The organism is Streptomyces sp. NPDC087845 (genome assembly GCF_044742755.1).
In the GTDB taxonomy this organism is placed as follows: domain Bacteria; phylum Actinomycetota; class Actinomycetes; order Streptomycetales; family Streptomycetaceae; genus Streptomyces.
Map to the genome: position 1 here is coordinate 140,927 of NZ_JBIUVC010000012.1, position 18,651 is coordinate 159,577.

Consider the following 18,651-nt stretch of genomic DNA (forward strand, 5'->3'; position numbering starts at 1 on the left):
AGCTTCCGTGCCGCCCGGTTGGGCGAGGGGGAGCGTGTCGGTGGGTGGAGGCGCCGCCCCCTGGTCTCGGTGCACCCGCCCCGGCGTTGCGCTTCCCCTCCGCGGTGGTCGACCCCGGGCCGCCGCGCCGCAGCTCCGTAGTGCTCGCCGTGTGTGGCCGCTCCGGCCGGGGCCGATCGGCGGAACTGTGCAGCGATATGACGAGGAGTCACATGAGGCGGAGTGGGTCGTGGCGGGGGCGCGCGACGCCGGGCCTGCTTTCATCTGCCCGGCACCCATAGGTTAGGTTAGCCTTGCCTGAGCTTGGGCGGGGGAGTCCATGCCGGCCTGGAGGTCGCCCGCCACGACATCCGATACAACACGCTCTCGCCCGGCTCCACCGGCACTCCGGTACCCCGACGCAGCGTCGGGCGGGCGAGGGCGACCGTGCGCGGGTGACCGGCATCCCCGAACGGCTCCGGCGGCCGACGCGGTCGCCGCATTCTCCCGCGCACGCCACGGCACCGGGCGTGCGCGTACGCCGCCCGGTGCCGTGGCGGCGTAACCACCACCACCGCCGGCGCGTCGACCGCGCTGTCGGCACCCATCCCCGCAGGAGGTATCCGATGAACCAGACCTTGTCGCCCGAACGTGTCCGCGCCGACGTCGCGGAGCTGCTCGGCTGCGACCCCGCCGAGATCGCCCCCGAGGAGAACCTGGTCGACCTCGGCCTGGACTCGATGCGGATGATGACCCTGGTCGAGCGCTGGCGCGCCGCAGGGGCGGCCGCGCTGGACTTTGCCGACCTGGCCGAGCAGCCCGAACTGGCGCACTGGACGGCGCTGCTGACGGGCGGGACCGCATGAGCCGGGTCGACCACCGCCACCGGCACCTGGACCGGATCGCGGAGGTCCGGGCGGGCCTCCATGCCGAGAAGGTGGGCTACCCGATCGGCATCCGGGAGACCGAGGTCGTGCGCACCGCCATGGTCGGCGCCGGCCTGCTCCGGGTGACCCTGGGCGGGGCGGGCACCGAGGGGTTCGAGGCGCACTCGCCGGATGAACACGTGAAACTGATCTTCCCGGATCCGGACGGCTCGCTGCGGCTGCCCGAGCCCAACGGGGCGATGCTGCGCTGGCCGCGGCCGGCGCTCGTCTCGCGGGAGTACACCGTGCGCCGCTACGACCCGGTCGCGGGCGAGATCGATATCGACATCGCCCCGCACGACGGCGGCCTCGCGTCGGACTGGGCGCGTGAGGCCCGGCCGGGCGCCGTCATGCATGTCGCGGGGCCGCCCGGCGGGCTGATCGTCCCGCACACCTATGACCGCTACCTGCTCGCGGGCGACATCACGGCTCTGCCCGCGATCGCGCGCTGGCTGGAGGAGCTGCCCAGGGGTGCGCGGGGCTGGGCATTCGTCGAAGTCGCCGACGCCGCAGAGGAGATCGAGCTGTCCGCGCCCGAGGGGGTCGAGGTGCGCTGGCTGCACCGCGGCGACCTGCCGGCAGGAACCGGCGACGCGCTGGCGCGGGCCGTGGCCGCGGTGACCGTGCCCGAGGGGGAGCGGGTGTACGTGTGGGCAGCGGGCGAGGCGGGGCAGATCAAGCCGCTGCGCCGCTGGGCCCGCGACGAGCTGCGGCTGGAGAAGGCCGACCACGACATCACCGGTTACTGGAAGCGCGGCGTCGCCGACTTCGACGAGGACGACCACTGACCGACCGGCCGGACAGGGGCAGGTGCGAGCCGCTCCCCGATTGTCCTGCCGAAAGGCCATCAACTAAGGTGAGCCTTACCTAAGTAACAAGGAGTGTTGCATGTCCATACGCAGATCGTCCGGCCTGGTCGGTGCCGTATCGCTGGCCCTGATCCTGACCGGGTGCGGGTTCTCGTCCGAGGGCGGATCGGAGGCCTCGGAGAAGGGCGGTACCCGGGTGTTCGCCGCCGACAACGGCAAGATCACCATCCCGGCCGACCCGAAGCGTGTGGTGGCCACCGGCTATGCCGTGCCCGTCATGATCGAGGCCGACGCGCCACTGGTCGGAATCTCGTCGTGGAAGCGCGGTGAGCCGATGATGACCAAGGAAGACCTGGCCACGTACAAGAAGCTCACCAAGGTGGCGGGCGAGCAGGCCGCCGAGACCAACTACGAGGCCGTCGCCGAGGCCGATCCCGACCTGATCGTCATCGGTGTGCCCGCCCCGGTGCTCGGCGACATCGACATCAAGCGGCTGGAGTCCATCGCCCCGGTCGTGGCGATCGGCCCGACCGTGCCCTCTGCGTGGCGCGAGCTGTCCCACAAGCAGGCCGACGCCGCGGGCGCGCTCAAGGAGTTCGACGTCGCGAAGGACAAGTACGAGGCCAAGGCGGCGGAGCTGGCCAAGAAGTACAAGGACGTGCTGCCGCAGCTCAAGCTGGGTCACGTCGGCGCGTACGGTGAGGTCGCCAAGGGCACCTTCCAGCGCGAGTTCAACGGTTCGTGGGGCACCAACATCGCCGAGGACCTCGGCGCGAAGTACTACGGCAAGGTCAAGGAGCCCGGCCCCGGCTCGCGTTCGGTCAGCGAATACCCGTCCATCGAGGAGCTCCCGGCCGCGTTCGGCGAGGCCGACGTCATGACCTACTCGGTCAACGCCGACGGCAGCATCCCCAAGTCCGTCCAGTACGTCCTGGATTCGAAGCTCTGGAAGAACCTGCCCGCCGTGAAGGCCGGGAAGGCGTTCCCGTTCCGCTACACCGAGGCCGCGACCTACGGCGAGGCCGTTCAGACCCTGGACGCGATCGACAAGTCGCTCGCTCCGCTGCTCGACCGGTGACCGTCGCGGGCCGCGCGTCCCAGGCGGCGAGATCCGGGCGGGCCGTGCCGCAGATCGGCCTGCTCGTCGGCGGACTGGTGCTGCTGGCAGTGGTCGCCGTGCTCAGCATGGGCGTCGGGGCCCGCCACGTTCCGCCCGCCGAGGTCGTGCGGGCACTGCTCGACTACCGGGGCACCGACGACCACGTGATCGTCCGCGACGTCCGGGCGCCGCGCGCGCTGCTGGCCATCGCGGTGGGCGCCGCGCTCGCGGTGGCCGGCGCGCTGATCCAGACGCTGGCCCGCAACCCGCTGGCCGAGCCCGGCATCCTCGGGGTCACCGCGGGCGCCGGGTTCGCCGTCACCGTCGGCTCGGCGCTCGGGCTGGCCGCCGGGCAGGCCGGCGAACTGGGCTTCGCGATCGCCGGATCCGTGCTCGCGGCGCTGCTGGTCGCCGCGGTCGGGCAGCGCTCACCGCTGCGCCTGGTGCTCACCGGCGTGGCTCTGACCGCGGTGCTGGGCGGCGTCGCGCTGGGTATGCGGCTGATGCTCCCGGACGTCTTCGACGCCTACCGGTTCTGGTCGGTCGGGTCGCTCGCGGCCCGTGAACAGGCACCGCTGGCACTGCCGTTGGCCGCGATCGCCGTGTCCCTGCTCGGCGCGCTGCTGCTCAGCCGGGCACTCAACGCCCTGACGCTGGGCGAGAACGTGGCGCAGACACTGGGGGCGGGCGTCGGCCGGGTACGGGCCGCCGCCCTGGTGCTGATCACCGTGCTCAGTGGGGCGGCGACGGCGGTGGCCGGGCCGATCCTGTTCGTCGGGCTGATCGTGCCGCACCTGGCACGCAAGCCGGCGGCGGGCTCGGTGCCGTGGCTGATCCTCTACACGATGGTGCTGGGCCCGATCCTGCTGCTGGTCGCCGACATCGGGTCGCGGGTGCTGCTGCCCACCGGCGAGGTGCCGGTGGCCATCGTGACCGCGTTCCTCGGCGGCCCCATGCTGATCTGGGCCGTGCGCCGCTACGGGGCGGGATCGCTGTGACCGCGCTCGGACTGAGGGCCGAACGCCGCACGGTGGCGCTCGGCGCGGTGCTGGTGACCCTGATGCTGGGCCTGGGCCTGCTCGGACTGTGCTACGGGGCGTCATGGTCCTCCCCCGGCAAGGTGTTCGCCGTGCTGACCGGGTCGGATCACTCCGTGGTGATCCGGGACTGGCGGTTGCCGCGGGTGCTGGCCGGGCTGGTCTTCGGCGCCGCGCTCGGTGTGGCGGGGGCGATCTTCCAGAACCTCACCCGCAACCCGATGGGCAGCCCCGACGTCATCGGCCTCGACGCGGGCGCCTACACCGGCGCCCTGGCCGCCATCACCGTGCTGTCGGGCACATCCGCCCAACTGGCCGTCGGCTCGGTACTCGGCGGGCTGGCCGTCGCGGCCGCGATCTATCTGCTGTCCTTCGAACGGGGCTTCTCCGGGCTGCGGTTGGTGGTGATCGGCATCGCGTTCAACGCGATGGTGACCGCGATCAACTCGTGGATCGTGCTGCGCGCCGAGCTGGAGGTGGCGATCGCCGCCGTCGGCTGGAGCGCGGGTTCACTCAACGGCGTGGGCTGGGCCGACCTGGGAATTCCGTTCTCGGTGATCGCCGTGCTGCTGATCCTGATGACCACGCGGGCGCACGCCATGCACCAGGCATCACTCGGCGACGCGATCGCGGTGACCACCGGGGTCGGGCTCGACCGGCTGCGGCTGCTGATGGTGCTGGTCGGCGTCGGCTGTACGGCCACGGTGACCGCGGTGGCCGGGCCGATCGCGTTCATCGCCCTGGCCGCCCCGCAGATCGGCCGCAGGCTCGCGGGCGCGGCCGGCGTGCCACTGCTCCCGGCCGCGCTGACCGGAGCGGTGCTGCTCCAGGGCGCCGACCTGATCGCCCAGATGCTGCTGGCGCCCGTCGCGCTGCCCGTCGGCGTGGTGAGTACCGCGATCGGCGGTTGCTATCTGATCTGGCTGCTGACCAAGGAGGTGAGGCGCGCGTGACCGCACGCCTGACGGCGCGGGAGATCACCCTGCGCTACGGAGACCGGATCGTGGCCACACGGCTGAGCCTCGACATCCCCGACGGCGCGTTCACCGCCGTCGTGGGCCCCAACGGCTGTGGCAAGTCGACCCTGTTGAGCGCGCTGGTCCGGCTGCTGCGCCCGGACTCCGGGCACGTGGAACTCGACGGCCGAGAGGTCGGCGGCTACGCGACCAAGGCACTGGCCAAGAAACTCGGCTTCCTGCCGCAGGACCCGCTGGCACCCGACGACATCAAGGTCCGGCAGCTGGTGGGCCGGGGACGGTTCCCGCACCAGTCGATGCTGGCGCTGTGGTCGGCGGACGACGAGGAGGCCGTCGACGAGGCGATGGCCGCCGCCGGTGTCGAGGACCTGTCCGACCGGCCGGTGCAGGAGCTGTCCGGCGGACAGCGGCAGCGGGTGTGGATGGCCATGGTGCTCGCCCAGCAGACGCCCTACCTGCTGCTCGACGAACCGACGTCGTTTCTCGACATCACTCACCAGTACCAGCTGCTCGGCCTGCTGGCGAGGCTGCGCAACGAGGGCCGCACGGTGGTCGCGGTCCTGCACGACATCAACCAGGCGTGCCGGTTCGCCGACCACCTGGTCGCCATGAAGGACGGCCGGGTGGTCGCCGAAGGAGACCCCGGGGACATCGTGGACGCCGCGCTGATCAAGGACGTATTCGATCTGCCGAGCGTCGTCGTCCCCGACCCGGTGACCGGCACACCGATGGTCGTTCCCACACTTCTAGGAGAGTAAGTTGAGCCCCGCAAGCGTGTCCCCGGACGGCCTCCTCGCCCTGACCAGTGCCCAGTTGGGCATCTGGAACGCGCAGCGCCTGGAGCCCGACTCGCCGTACTACCTGGTCGGCGACGTGGTGGAGATATCCGGCGGCGAACCGGTCGACGTGGACACGTTGGCCGAGGCGGTCCGGGCGACCACCGAGGAGGCCGAGACCCTGCGGCTGCGGGTGTACGACACCCCGGACGGGCCACGCCAGGCGGTGAGTGAGGAACCGGTCGAGCTGCCCGAGGTGGTCGACGTCGGCGGCGCGGCCGATCCCGTGGCCGCGGCCCACGCGCTCGTCGACGCCGAGCGGGCGCGGGCGGCCGAGGCATGCCGGGGGATGGTGGACCGGGCGCTTTACGCACGCACCGTCATCAGGCTGTCCGACCGCGAGGTCTGGTACACCCAGCTCGGCCACCATCTGGTCTTCGACGGCTACACCGCCGCGATGCTCGCCCGCCGCACCGCGGCCCGCTACACCGCCCTGGTGCGCGGGACCGAGCCGCCGCGGCCGGCCTTCGGCGGATTCGCCGACCTCGTCGCCGCCGACCGGGCCTACCGGGACAGCGACCGGTTCGCCGAGGACCGCGCGTACTGGGTCGAGCGGTTCACCCCGCTGCCTGAACTCGACTCCCTCGACGAACTGGACCCGGCCGCCGGTGCGCCCGACCGGACCCTGACCGCCCGCGCCGTCGTCACACCCGACGAGACGGGCCGGCTGCGCGCGTTCGCCGACCGGGAGGGCGTCACCTGGGGCGAGGCGCTGATCGCCGGCTACGCCGCCTTCCTGCACCGCATGCTGGGCCGCACCGACGTGGTGTTCGCCATGCCGCTGATGTGCCGGGCGGGCTCGACGGAGCTGCGCACCCCCGCCATGGCCGTCAATGTGCTGCCGCTGCGGGTGACCGTGCGCGGCGGAGACGGGCTCGGGGAGCTGAGCCGGCGGGTCGCCTCCGCCATGCGCGAGATGCGCGACCACCAGCGGTACCGGGGCGAGGATCTGCCGCGGGACCTCAACGTGCCCGGCGCGGGCGCGCTGTTGCACGGGCGCGGGATCAACCTCAAGGCGTTCGACCTGGCGATCGACTTCGCCGGGGCCGGCGGTGTGATGCGCAACGTCGCGGGCGGTCCGCCGGAGGACATGGGCCTGAGCGTCCTGCCGACCCGTGACGGCGGGCTGCTGCTCGGCTTCGAGGTCGACGCCCGGTCCAAGGACCAGGCCGCCGTCGACGGCTTGCTGTCCGGGCTGCGGGCACTGCTCTCCGGGCTGACCGACGGCCTGCCCGTCGGGCGGATCGCCCTGACCGACGACGCGGACCGGCTGCCGGCGGACTGGTGCCCGCCCGCGCTGCCCGGCACGCCGGTGGACGTGCCGACCGCGTTCGACACGATGGCCGCCGCCGGTCCCGACCGTACGGCTCTGGTGTGCGGTGACGACCGGCTGTCCGCGGCGGAGCTGGCGGGCCGGGTGCACCGGCTGGCCCGTGCGCTGCGGGCCCGCGGGATCGGCGCCGACGATGTCGTGGCGCTCGCGCTGCCGCGCTCGGCCGACTCGGTGGTCGCGCTGCTCGCGGTGCTGGACGCGGGCGCCGCGTTCCTGCCCCTGGACGCCGCGCACCCGCCCGAGCGGCTGCGCGAGCTGATCGACGACGCCCGCCCGGCGCTGGTACTGACCGCCGGCGCGGTCGACGGTCTGCCGTGGAGCACCCTGCTCGGCGAGGCCGCCGGGCTGTCCGGCGCGCCCCTGACGGCCGATGAGCCGGCCGAGCCCCGGCACCCCGAGCACCTCGCCTACGTCATCCACACCTCCGGGTCGACCGGACGCCCCAAGGGCGTGCTCGGCCGGGTCGGCGGCCTGGCTGCGCTGCTGCACCACCAGCGGTCGACGGTCGTCGCCGAGGCCGAGCGGGCCGCGGGCAGGCGGCTGCGCGCCGCGCACACGTACTCGTTCGCCTTCGACTCCGCGTTCGACCACCTGGTGTGGCTGCTGTGCGGTCACGCACTGTACGTCTACGACGCCGAGACCGCCCGCGACGCCGACGCCCTGCTCGCCGCGTACGCCCGCGACGGCATCGACATCGTCGACACCACGCCGTCGATGGCCGCGCCGCTGGTCGACGGCGGGCTGCTGGACCGGCGGCCGACGCTGCTGGTCCTCGGCGGCGAAGCCACCCCGCCCGCGCTGTGGCGGCGGGTGGCCGAGTCGGGGATCACCGCGCGCAACATGTACGGGCCGACCGAGGCGACCGTGGACAGCACCACCGCGCCGATCGACGGCGGCGAGCCGACGATCGGCCACCCGCTCGCGGGCACCCGGACCTACGTGCTGGACAGCGCGCTGCAGCCGGTGCCGCACGGCACGGCGGGCGAGCTGTACCTGGCCGGGCCGCACCTGGCCCGCGGCTACCTCCGCAGGCCCGGGGCGACCGCCGAGCGCTTCGTCGCCGACCCGTTCGGCGCGCCGGGCGAGCGGATGTACCGCACCGGCGACCTGGCCCGATGGGTGCCCGGCCGGGGCCTGGAGTACCGGGGCCGGGGCGACGGGCAGGTCAAGATCCGCGGCCACCGGGTGGAGACCGGCGAGGTCGAGGCGGCGCTCGCCGCAGTGCCCGGGGTCACCGCGGCGGCCGCCGCGGTGCGGTCGTCCCGGCTGGTCGGCTACGCCGTGTCCACCTCGGTCACCGGGGACGAGGTACGTGCCCACCTGGCCGAGCGGCTGCCCGAGCACATGGTGCCCGCGGCGGTGGTGGTGCTGGCAGGACTGCCGGTCACACCCAACGGCAAGCTCGACCGCGCCGCCCTGCCCGCGCCCGCGCTGCCCCGCGGTGGCCGGGAGCCGAGGACCGAGCGGGAGCGGCTGCTGTGCGCGGTCCTCGCCGAGGCGCTCGACGTCGAGCGGGTCGGCGTGGACGACGACTTCTTCGCCCTCGGCGGGGACAGCATCACCGCGATCACCGTCAGCAGCAGGCTGCGGGCGGTGGGTCTCGGGCTGCGGCCACGGGATCTGCTGGCACGCCGCAGCTTCGCCGCTCTGGCAGCCTCCGCCGACCTGTTGGAGGAGGTTCCCGAGCCGGTGGACGACCCGATCGGGCCCGTTCCCGCACCGCCGATCGCGCGCGGCCTGCTCGACCCGCATCCGGACGTGGACACCGTCGCCGGATACGCGCAGTGGACCGCCCTGCGGGTCGACGGACTCGACCACGCCGACCTGGTCACGGGCGTCCGGGCGGTGCTCGACCACCACGACGCACTGCGGCTGCGGGCAGGCGACGGCCTGGAGGTACTGCCCCGCGGCGCAGTGCGGGCCGTCGTCGGCGAGGTCCACGGCGAGGACGTGACCGCCCTCGCCCGGCGGCTGGCGGCGGAACTCGACCCGCGGTCGGGCGACCTGCTGCGGGCAGCCCTGCTCCGTACCGGCGACGACGCATCGGACCGGCTGGTCGTCGTCGTGCACCACCTCGCCATGGACGGCGTGTCCTGGCGGATCCTGCTGCCCGACCTGTACACGGCCTGCACGGGCGGCACTCTCGATCCGGTCGGGACGTCATGGCGGCGGCACGCCGTGCTCCTTGCCGATCAGGGGGAATCCGGTGCGCGACGGGGCGAACTCGACTACTGGCGGACCGCGCTCGGCTCCGCGTCCCGGCTGGGCGCCCGCCCGCTGGACCAGACGCGGGACACCGTGTCGACCGCCCACCGGTCGGTGACGGTGGCCTCGGCCGAGGCCACCGAGGCGCTGCTGACCACTCTGCCCGCGGCGTATCGCGCCGGTGTCGACGAGGTGCTGCTGGCCGCGCTCGTGCTCGCCCTGCGGGGCTGGGGCCTGCGCGGCGACGCGGTGACCGTTTCGATGGAGGGCCACGGCCGCGAACACCTCGACCTGTCCCGCACCGTCGGCTGGTTCACCAGCGAGTACCCGGTGCGCGTTCCCGCGTCCGACGACGTGGGGCAGGCGCTGCGCGCCGCCAAGGAGGCCCGGCGCGGCGTCCCCGACGGCGGTGTCGGCTACGGCGTCCTGCGCCACCTCGACCCGGAGGCCGGCAGCGAGCTCGCGGCCACCCCGCCACCGGACGTGCTGCTGAACTACCTGGGCCGGTTCGCCCCGTTGACCGGAACCGGATGGCGCCTGCCGGAGCACGACGCCTTCTCGGTGACAGAGCCCGGCGCCAAGGCCCTGGAGCAGGTGCTGGCGCTCAACTGCTTCGTCCACGAGGAGGGCGCGCCACGCCTCGCCGTCGAGTGGACGGCCGCGACCGGGGTGCTCGACACCGAAGCGGTGGAGGATCTCCAGCAGGCCTGGGCCGCGGCTCTGGACGCGTTGGCCGCGCACGCGCTCCACACCCCCGGCGGGCTCACCCCGTCGGACCTGCCGCTGGTCGGCCTCGACCAGGCCGCCATCGACGCCCTCGAACGCACCGGCCGCGTCACCGACGTCCTGCCCGCCACCCCGCTGCAGGTCGGGCTGTCCTTCCACACCCTGGTTCGCGACGACCATGACACCGACGTCTACGTCGTCCAGGCCGTGACCACCCTGGCCGGTGAGCTGGAACCGGACCGGATGGCCGAGGCCGCACGCGAACTGCTGCGCCGCCACCCCGCCCTGCGCGTGTACCTGGGCACGGCCGGCGACGACGTGGTGCAGGTGATCCCCGCGGACGTCGCCCTGGACTGGCGGGAGGACGACCGGTTCCCCGAGGCGGCCCGCGCCGAACTGGAGCGCCCGTTCGACCCGGCCCGGCCGCCGTTGATCCGCTTCCTGCTGTCCCGGGCCGGGCCCGCCGAGCACAAGCTGGTGATCACGAACCACCACGCCCTGCTCGACGGCTGGTCGATGCCGCTGGTCGGCCGCACCCTGCTCGCCATCTACGCCGAGCTGAGCGGCGGCCCCGCCGCACCCGCCGCCCCGCCGCTGTCGGAGTACTTCCGCTGGCTGGCGGGCCGGGACCGTGAGGCATCGCTCACCGCCTGGCGGGACGCGCTGGCCGGCGTCGACGACGCGACGAGGCTGGCACCCGCGACCACCGGGACCGGCGTCGAGCGGCCCGGCCGCGAGACCGTCGGGCTGGGCCGTGAGTTCAGCGACCGGTTGCGCGCGTTCGCCCGCGAACAGGGCGTCACCCTGACGACGGTGCTCCAGACGGCATGGGGCCTGCTGCTGGGCAGGCTCACCGGGCGCCGCGACGTCGTGTTCGGCTGCCCGGTGTCCGGGCGGCCCGCCGAGGTCGACGGCGTGGAGTCGATGATCGGCCAACTCGGCACCACGATCCCGGTGCGCGTCCGGCACAGCCAGGACCGGACCGCTCTGGACCTCATGGCACACGTGCACGCCGAGAGCGTCGCACTGGCCGAGCACCACCACGTCGGCCTGCCCGAGATCCAGCGGGCGGTGGGCATCGGCGAGCTGTTCGACACGATGCTGGTCATGGAGAACTTCCCGCTGTCCAGCCGGAAGCGCACTCCGCTCGCCCCCGGGCTCGACCTGGCCGGGGTGGACATCACCGACGCCACGCACTACGCGCTGACCGTCATCGTGATTCCGGACGAGGAGATCACGATCGGCCTCGGCTACCAGCCGCGCGCCTTCGCCGCGGCGACCGTGCGCGACTACGGCCGCTGGCTGCACAACCTCCTGCGGGAGATCGTCGACGACCCGGCACGGCCCGCGATCCGGCTGCCCGCGCTCGACCCCGACGAGCGGGCGCGAATGCTGCGTACCGGCACCGGAGCCGTCCCCGCCAGGGCCCGCGGCCACTGGCTGGACGAGTTCGCCGCCTGGGTGCGGCGCAAGCCCGACGCCGAGGCACTGGTCTGCCGCGACCGCAGCCTCGGCTACGCCGAACTGGACCGGCAGGCCAACCGGCTCGCCCGAGCGCTGATCGCGCGCGGGGTACGGCCCCAGGACCCGGTCGCGGTCCTGCTCGGACGCGACATCGAGATGACCGTGGCGCTGTTCGGCGTGGCCAAGGCGGGCGCGGTGTACGTACCGATGGACGCGAGCTACCCGCGCGAGCGGCTGGCCTACATGTTCGACGACATCGCCCCGGCGGCCGCCGTGACGACCGGCACCGAACTGCCCGTCGACCGCGAGATCCCGGTACTGCGGCTGGACGACCCCGCCACCCTTGCTTCCGTGCCGGACACCGACCCGGCCGAGGCACGCGCCAGGCTCACCGAGGACGCGCTCGCCTACGTCATCTACACCTCGGGCACCACGGGGCGGCCCAAGGGCGTCGGTGTGACCCACCGGGGCGTGCCCGACCTGATCGCGCTGCAGGAGGAGGTCGTCGGGGTCACCGAGCACGACCGGTACCTGCACTTCGCGTCGACCGGCTTCGACGTCGCGTTCTGGCAGACCATGGTGCCGCTGCTCTCCGGCGGCACGTCCGTGATCGCGCCCGAGGAGGTGCGCGTCCCCGGCGACGAACTGCTCGACTACATCGTCGAGCACCGGGTGACCGGAGTGAACCTGCTCCCGTCGTTCCTGGCCGCGATGCCCGACGACCGCACCGTCGACCCCGACGTGTTCTTCGTCGTCGGCGCCGAGCGCCTCGACCCGGAGCTGGCGCGACGCTGGGGCGAGGGCCGCAGGGCGCTGTTCAACGCCTACGGGCCGACCGAGGTCACGATCAACTCCACGACCTGGCACTACGACCCGGACGACGCCGGGCCGCTGCCGATCGGCCGCCCCGACCCCCATGTCCGCGCCTACGTCCTCGACGGCGGGCTCCAGCCGGTCGGCGTCGGTGTGACGGGCGAGCTGTACCTCGCCGGGCCGAGCCTGGCGCGCGGTTACCTCGGCCGACCCGCCCTGACCGCCGCCACGTTCGTGGCCGACCCGTTCGGCCCGCCGGGCGAGCGGATGTACCGCACGGGCGACCTGGTGCGGTGGCGGCCGGACGGACAGCTGGTGTTCCTCGGCCGCGCCGACCACCAGGTGAAGGTCCGCGGTTTCCGGGTCGAGCTGGGCGAGATCGAGTCCACTCTGACCAGCCATCCCGACGTGCGCGCCTGCGCCGTGATCATGCGGGAGGGCAGGCTCGTCGGCTACGTCATCCCGACCGACGACGCCGACCTGGACACCGCACGGGTACGTACGTACCTGGCGGAGGAACTGCCCGACCACATGGTGCCGACGGCGCTCGTGCCGATCGACCGGCTGCCGCTGAGCCCCAGTGGCAAGCTCGACACCGCCGCACTGCCTGCTCCCGAGACCGCGGCCGCCGCGCGGCGCGAACCCGCCACCGAGGCCGAAGCGCTGCTGCTCGGCGTGTTCCGGGACGTCCTGGGCACCGACGAGATCGGCCCCGACGACGACTTCTTCGCCATCGGCGGGGACAGCATCGTGTCGCTGCAAGTGGTGTCGCGGGCCCGGCGCCGAGGGCTCGGCCTGAGTGCGCGGGACGTGTTCGAGGGAGAGACGGTCGCCGGGATCGCGGCGCGGGCTCGCGCCCTCGACGGCGGCGAGGCACCCGCGGCCGGGGACGCGCCGCTGACCCCGATCATGCGGGACCTGCTGCGCCGCGCGGGGGCCGCCGCGGACAGTTTCTGCCAATGGGTGGAGATCTGCGTCCCGCCGGGCGGCGACGAGACGGCCTGGCGGGCCGTGCTCGACGCGCTCCTGGCCCGTCACGACGTGCTGCGGGCCCACCTGGCCGACGACATGCTGCGCATCCCGCCGGTCGGCGCGGTGACCGGCGCCGAGGTGCTGACCTGCGTAAAGGCGGCGGACGACCTGCGGGCCCCGGTCGACTCCGAGATCGCCGCGACCCGGGAGTCGATGGACCCGCGCACCGGTCCTCTGCTGCGCGCGGTGTGGGTGGACGCCGGGCCGGACCGGCCGGGCCGACTCGTCCTGATCGCGCACCACCTGGTTGTCGACGGAGTGTCCTGGCGCGTCCTGCTGGACGACCTGGAGCACGCGTACTCCGGTGGATCACTGGCCCGGCACGGCCAGTCGTTCCTCGGCTGGGCGCGCTCGCTGCGCGACGCCGACCGGCGGGCCGAACTGCCGCACTGGCAGCGGATGAACGCCACACAGGCTCTCGCCCGCCCGCTCGATCCCGCCCGGGACACCGTGGCCACCGCGGCCCACCACGAGATCCGGCTCGACGCCGACTCGACCCGCGCCCTGATCACGACCCTGCCGGCTGCCTACCGCACGACGCCGGACGCCGTGCTGCTGACGGCGCTCGCGCAGGCGGTACGGGCCTGGCGCGGGACCCCGGAGGTGCTGGTCGCGCTGGAGAGCCACGGCCGCCCGCGGCAGGTCGACCTGTCCCAGACCGTCGGCTGGTTCACCGCCGTCCACCCCGTGCGGCTCGATGCGGGCGACGACGTGAAGGCGGTCGGGGAGCGGCTGCGCGCGCAGGGCGACGGCCTCGGTTACGGCATTCTCACCGCGGCGGGTCTGCTGGACCCCGTGCAACCGGAGATCGCCTGGAACTACCTCGGCCAGTACCCCGGCGCCCCGGCTCAGGAGACGCCGTGGCAGGCACCTCCGGACGCCGACCCACTCGGCTCGAACGGCTCCGACGCGATGCCCCTGCCGTACAGCCTGATGGTCAACGCCCTGGTACGCGACGACGCGCTGGGGGTCCGGATCACCTGGCCGTCCGCGCTGTTCACCGCCGCCGAGGTCGAGGAGCTGGCCGAGAACCTGCGGACCGCGCTCCTGCGCACCGCCGCCGCACCGGAGATCGGGGCGCTCGACCGCGACCGCCCGGTCGCCGACGTGCAGCCGCTCACCCCGTTGCAGGAGGTGATGCTGCGGCACTCGCGCGCCGAGCGCCCCGACCCGTACACCGTGCAGTCGGCGTTCTCCCTCGCCGGCCGGCTCGACCTCGACGCCCTGCGCGCCGCGGGCGCCGACCTGCTGGCCCGTCACCCGAACCTGGGCGCTGTGTTCCCCGCCTCCCTGGCGGTGATCCCCACGTCGCCCCGGCCGGACTTCCGCGTCTGCGACGGGCCGGCCGAGGAGGTGCTGGCGGCCGACCGCGCCGAGCCGTTCGATCTCGCCCGGGGCCCGCTCCTCCGCCTCACCGTGATCCGGTGCGGCCCCGAGCGCGCCGACCTGGTCCTGACCAGCCATCACGTGCTCTCCGACGGCTGGTCGGCCCCGCGCATCCTGACCGAGCTGTTCGCCCTCTACACGGCGAGGGTCCACGGCGAGGCCCCGGACCTGCCCGCCCCCGTGCCGTTCGCCGACTACCTGCGCTGGTGCGCCGACCACGAGCCCGACCTCGGCGCCTGGGCGGCCGAGCTGGACGGTCTGCCCGAGGGCGACTATCTGGGCGACGGCGAACCCGGTCCGGCCTGGCAGGAACCCGAGGTCATCGAGTTCGACGCGGCACTGGTGGCCGACCTCACCGGCCTCGCCGCCCGGCGCGGCCTGACCCGGAACACGCTGGTGCAGGGCGCGTGGGCGGTGCTGCTCGCGCGGCGATCCGGTCACGCGGACGTCTGCTTCGGCGCCATGGTCTCCTGCCGTCCCCCGGAGTTGGAGGGCGTCGAGGAGATCATCGGACTGCTGGCCAACACGGTGCCCGTACGGGCACGGCTCGGTGGCACGTTCGCCGACACACTCGCCGACCTGCAGGCCCGGCAGCGGGCCCTGGTCGAGCACCACCACGTCGCCCTGTCCGACCTGGAGCGGCTGACCGGGCGGCGCAGGCTGTTCGACAGCATGGTGGTGTTCGAGAACTACCCGGTCGACCCGGACCGCCTCCGTGAACCCGCCCCCGGGCTCACGGTCGTCGGAACCCGCTTCCGTGAGGCCACGCACCACCCGGTGACCTTGACCGTCATGCCGGACGGCGACGGCTGGACCGGCGTGCTCGCCCACCGGGCCGGTGCGGATGTCGACGGGCTCGCCGGGGAACTGCTCGACCTGCTCCGAGCCCTGGACAAGCACCTGGACAACGACGTGCTCGACCTCCTGGAGGGCCGATGAGCGGGGACGTCGCGCCGCCCGCCGAGCGGGTGGACCGACAACTGCTGCGGGTCGCGTTCATCCTGGTACTCGGCACCTTCATGGCCACACTGGACGCCACCATCGTCAGCGTCGGCATCGACAGCCTGAGCCACGAGTTCGGCGCCTCTGTCGCCGAGATCCAGTGGGTCACCACGGCCTACCTGCTGGCCGTCGTCGCCGCCGTGCCCGCGTCCGGTTGGCTGGCCGACCGCTTCGGCGGCCGGCGGACGTGGCTCGTCGCCGTGGGCGTGTTCCTGCTCGGCTCGGTGCTGTGCGCGTCCGCCTGGTCGGTGGCCGGCCTGATCGTGTTCCGGGTGGTCCAGGGCCTCGGCGGCGGACTGCTGCCCGCGACCGGGCAGGCGCTGCTGGCCCGAATAGCGGGCCCCGGCCACACCGGGCGGGTGATCAGCGTCGTCGCGGTCGTCCCGCTGCTGTCACCGGTGTTCGGCCCGCTGATCGGCGGCTCCATCCTCGCGGTAGCGCCATGGCCATGGCTGTTCCTGGTCAATCTGCCGATCGGCGCGGTCGCGGTCCTGCTCGCCCGCCGCCACGTGCCCGTGGTGCCGCCGTCGACCCGGCGGACGGCATTCGATCTGCGAGGAGCCCTGCTGCTCTCGCCCGGCCTGGCCATGCTGGTGTTCGGGCTGACCGAGGTCGCCCACGGCCGCACCCTTCCGGCCACGGCCGGCGTGTCTGCGGGGCTGGCGATGCTGGCAGGCTTCACCGTGCACGGGCTGCGGACCCGCCGCACACCGCTGGTCGACCCCCGGCTGTTCGCCCGGCCGCCCTTCGGCGCCGCCGCCGTCGCCCTGCTCGTACTGGGCGCGTCGGTGTTCGGCACGATGTTCCTGCTGCCGCTGTACTTCCAGACCGGCCGCGGCATGTCGGCGTGGGAGGCCGGGCTGCTCCTCGCCCCCCAGGGGCTGGGCGCGGCGGCCGGGTCGGTGCTGGTCAACCGCACCATCAACAAGGTCGCGCCGCGGACCCTGGTGGTCACAGGCATCGTGCTGATCCTCGCGGGCACGGTTCCGTTCACCCAGCTCGGCCACGAGCTCCCGGACGCCGTGATCGCCTCGGCGCTCGCGGTCCGCGGCTTCGGGATGGCCATGGTCGGCGCGCCCGTGATGAACATCGTCTACAGCCGCATCGAGCCCGAGCAGCTCCCGCGTGCGTCCGGAGTGCTCAACCTGCTCAACACCGTGGGCGGTTCGGTCGGCACCGCGGCCCTCGCCGTGGTCCTGCAGAACCGGCTGTCCGCCCGCGGCCCGGACATCTCCGGGGCGTTCGGCGACACCTTCTGGTGGGTGCTCGGTTTCTGCCTGTTCGCCGCCGCCGGGGCCACGAGGCTGCCCCGGACCCAGGCCGGGAAGCCATGATGTGACCGCTGACCGCTGACCGCTGACCGCTGACCGCTGACCGCTGACCGCTGACCGCTGACCGCTGACCGCTGACCGCCGCCGACGCCGGCCGGCGCCGGCGGCGCCGGACGCTACTGGATGAACCGCGGCAGCCACTTGGCCCGGTAGTCGGGGTGGCCGGCGTGCTCTGCGGCCATCTGCCGGACGGCGAAGCCCAGCCCGACGGCGCGGCCGGACGAGAAGTCGTGCTCGGGGCGGTCGGTGTCCCTGTCGGCGACCTCCGCGTACTCGTTGAGGAGAACCCTGCTCGTCTCGATGCGGCGACAGGTGCGCGCGGGGTCCTGCAGGGCGATGTGCTCGTCGAAGCCGAGATTCCGCACGGTGAACGCGATGCCGCCGGAGCGGTCGTGGATTTCGCCGGGCACGTCGGCCGGGCGCCGCCAGTTCTCTCCGCCCGCCGCTTGCGCGATCTGTTCTTCCTCGGCCAGGCGCGCCCGAACAAAATCGATCATGTCGGAGTTGTCTGTCATCGCGGGTTCGAGTCCTTCTCCGTCTTGGCTCCCTGCCGGGAACTGCACCTACAGTCCGCTCAAGTGCTGTTCGTCCGCCTCGTTCACCGGGGCTGCCGGACGACGATACCGATTCGGAAGACCGGCATATCGTCCACAACGGCGTGTCCGGTCGTGGCCGGTCGTGGCCGGTCACACCGGTCAAGGCGTTGCCGGCCGTCTACGATCACTGACCGCAACCGCGCCCCTCCTGCCCTGGGTACGGAGGAGCACCAGCCGAGAGAAGAGAGCCCGCCCATGCCCTCCGTGCGTGGAACATCCGTGGACATCCCCACACAGGACGGTGTCGCCGACGCCTACCTGGCCCATCCCGACGACGGGAGCCCCCACCCGGCGGTCCTGCTCTACATGGACGCATTCGGACTCCGCCCCCACCTGAGGAAGATGGCCGACCGTCTCGCCGGAGCCGGCTACACCGTCCTGCTCCCCAACGTCTTCTACCGCCATGGGCGAGCGCCGGTGGTCGAGCTGCCCGACTTCATCGACCCGGCCCGACGCCCCGAGATCTTCGAGCGTATCGGCCCGATCCTGCAGTCACTGACACCCGATGCGGCGATGCGCGACGCCGGCGCCTACCTGGACTGGCTCGCCGACTGTCCCCTGGCCGCCGACGGGCCGGTCGGTGCCACCGGCTACTGCATGGGCGCCGGCCTCGCCCTGCGCACCGCGGGCACGTACCCGGAGCGGATCGCGGCAGCGGCCGGCTTCCACGGCGCGCGCCTGGCCACCGACTCCGCCGACAGCCCGCACCTGCTCGCCGACCGGATCACCGCGGAGCTGTACTTCGGCCACGCCGACCAGGACCCCTCGCTGCCTCCCGAGCAGATCGACCGCCTCGACGAGGCCCTCACCGCATCGGGCGTGCGCCACCGCAGTGAGGTCTACACCGGCGCACATCACGGTTTCACCCAGGCCGACACCGCCGCGTACGACAGCACGGCGGACGATCGCCACTGGGCGGCCCTGACCTCGCTCCTGGACCGCACCATCGGACCGGCACGCGCCTGAATCGCGGCCCCCGCGCCATGGACATACGGTCGGCAGGGGGCACAGACGCCGCGCGCAGCCCCTGCGCGCGGCCCGCGAGCCCGCGGCCGTCGAACGCCCGGACCAGCGCAGGCAGGACGAGAGAGGAGGCCGCG

The 18,651-nt window shown here is 73.5% G+C and carries 10 protein-coding genes; 9 read left to right on the forward strand and 1 reads right to left on the reverse strand.

What is annotated here, in order from left to right:
* Positions 1-605: 605 nt before the first annotated feature.
* The 8 genes from ACIOMQ_RS28595 to ACIOMQ_RS28630 all read left to right on the forward strand — a co-directional run bounded on the left by ACIOMQ_RS28595 (position 606) and on the right by ACIOMQ_RS28630 (position 16,958).
* Positions 606-845, forward strand: coding sequence for a phosphopantetheine-binding protein (locus tag ACIOMQ_RS28595; protein WP_362206585.1), 240 nt, complete (start codon positions 606-608; stop codon positions 843-845).
* A complete protein-coding gene (locus ACIOMQ_RS28600; RefSeq protein WP_362206586.1) occupies positions 842-1,693 on the forward strand; it encodes a siderophore-interacting protein in 852 nt (283 codons plus the stop codon). Before ACIOMQ_RS28595 ends, ACIOMQ_RS28600 begins: the two co-directional genes overlap by 4 nt.
* Before the next feature lie 100 nt (positions 1,694-1,793).
* On the forward strand, positions 1,794-2,792 hold the full coding sequence (locus ACIOMQ_RS28605; protein ID WP_362206587.1) for an ABC transporter substrate-binding protein: 999 nt from the start codon (positions 1,794-1,796) through the stop codon (positions 2,790-2,792).
* Positions 2,789-3,811, forward strand: coding sequence for a FecCD family ABC transporter permease (locus tag ACIOMQ_RS28610; protein ID WP_402190966.1), 1,023 nt, complete (start codon positions 2,789-2,791; stop codon positions 3,809-3,811). Before ACIOMQ_RS28605 ends, ACIOMQ_RS28610 begins: the two co-directional genes overlap by 4 nt.
* A gap of 62 nt (positions 3,812-3,873) precedes the next feature.
* The gene (locus ACIOMQ_RS28615; RefSeq protein ID WP_362206656.1) at positions 3,874-4,803 is read left to right on the forward strand and encodes an iron chelate uptake ABC transporter family permease subunit; all 930 of its coding nucleotides are present in this window, start codon (positions 3,874-3,876) and stop codon (positions 4,801-4,803) included.
* A complete protein-coding gene (locus ACIOMQ_RS28620) occupies positions 4,800-5,585 on the forward strand; it encodes an ABC transporter ATP-binding protein (protein ID WP_362206589.1) in 786 nt (261 codons plus the stop codon). Before ACIOMQ_RS28615 ends, ACIOMQ_RS28620 begins: the two co-directional genes overlap by 4 nt.
* Before the next feature lies 1 nt (position 5,586).
* Positions 5,587-15,561 (forward strand): amino acid adenylation domain-containing protein, encoded by a 9,975-nt coding sequence (locus ACIOMQ_RS28625; protein WP_402190967.1) that lies wholly within the window; start codon positions 5,587-5,589, stop codon positions 15,559-15,561.
* Entirely contained in the window at positions 15,558-16,958 is a 1,401-nt protein-coding gene (locus ACIOMQ_RS28630; RefSeq protein WP_402190970.1) for an MDR family MFS transporter, read from the forward strand. The genes ACIOMQ_RS28625 and ACIOMQ_RS28630 overlap by 4 nt, the downstream gene beginning before the upstream one ends.
* Positions 16,959-17,071: 113 nt before the next feature.
* On the opposite strand, the gene ACIOMQ_RS28635 is transcribed toward ACIOMQ_RS28630, so the two are convergent.
* Positions 17,072-17,470, reverse strand: coding sequence for a DUF6221 family protein (locus tag ACIOMQ_RS28635; RefSeq protein ID WP_362206592.1), 399 nt, complete (start codon positions 17,468-17,470; stop codon positions 17,072-17,074).
* A 276-nt stretch (positions 17,471-17,746) separates the two neighbouring features.
* On the opposite strand from ACIOMQ_RS28635, the gene ACIOMQ_RS28640 reads away from it, so the two are divergent.
* Complete coding sequence (locus tag ACIOMQ_RS28640) at positions 17,747-18,517, forward strand: dienelactone hydrolase family protein (protein WP_362206593.1); 771 nt, start codon at positions 17,747-17,749, stop codon at positions 18,515-18,517.
* The last annotated feature ends 134 nt before the right edge of the window (positions 18,518-18,651 follow it).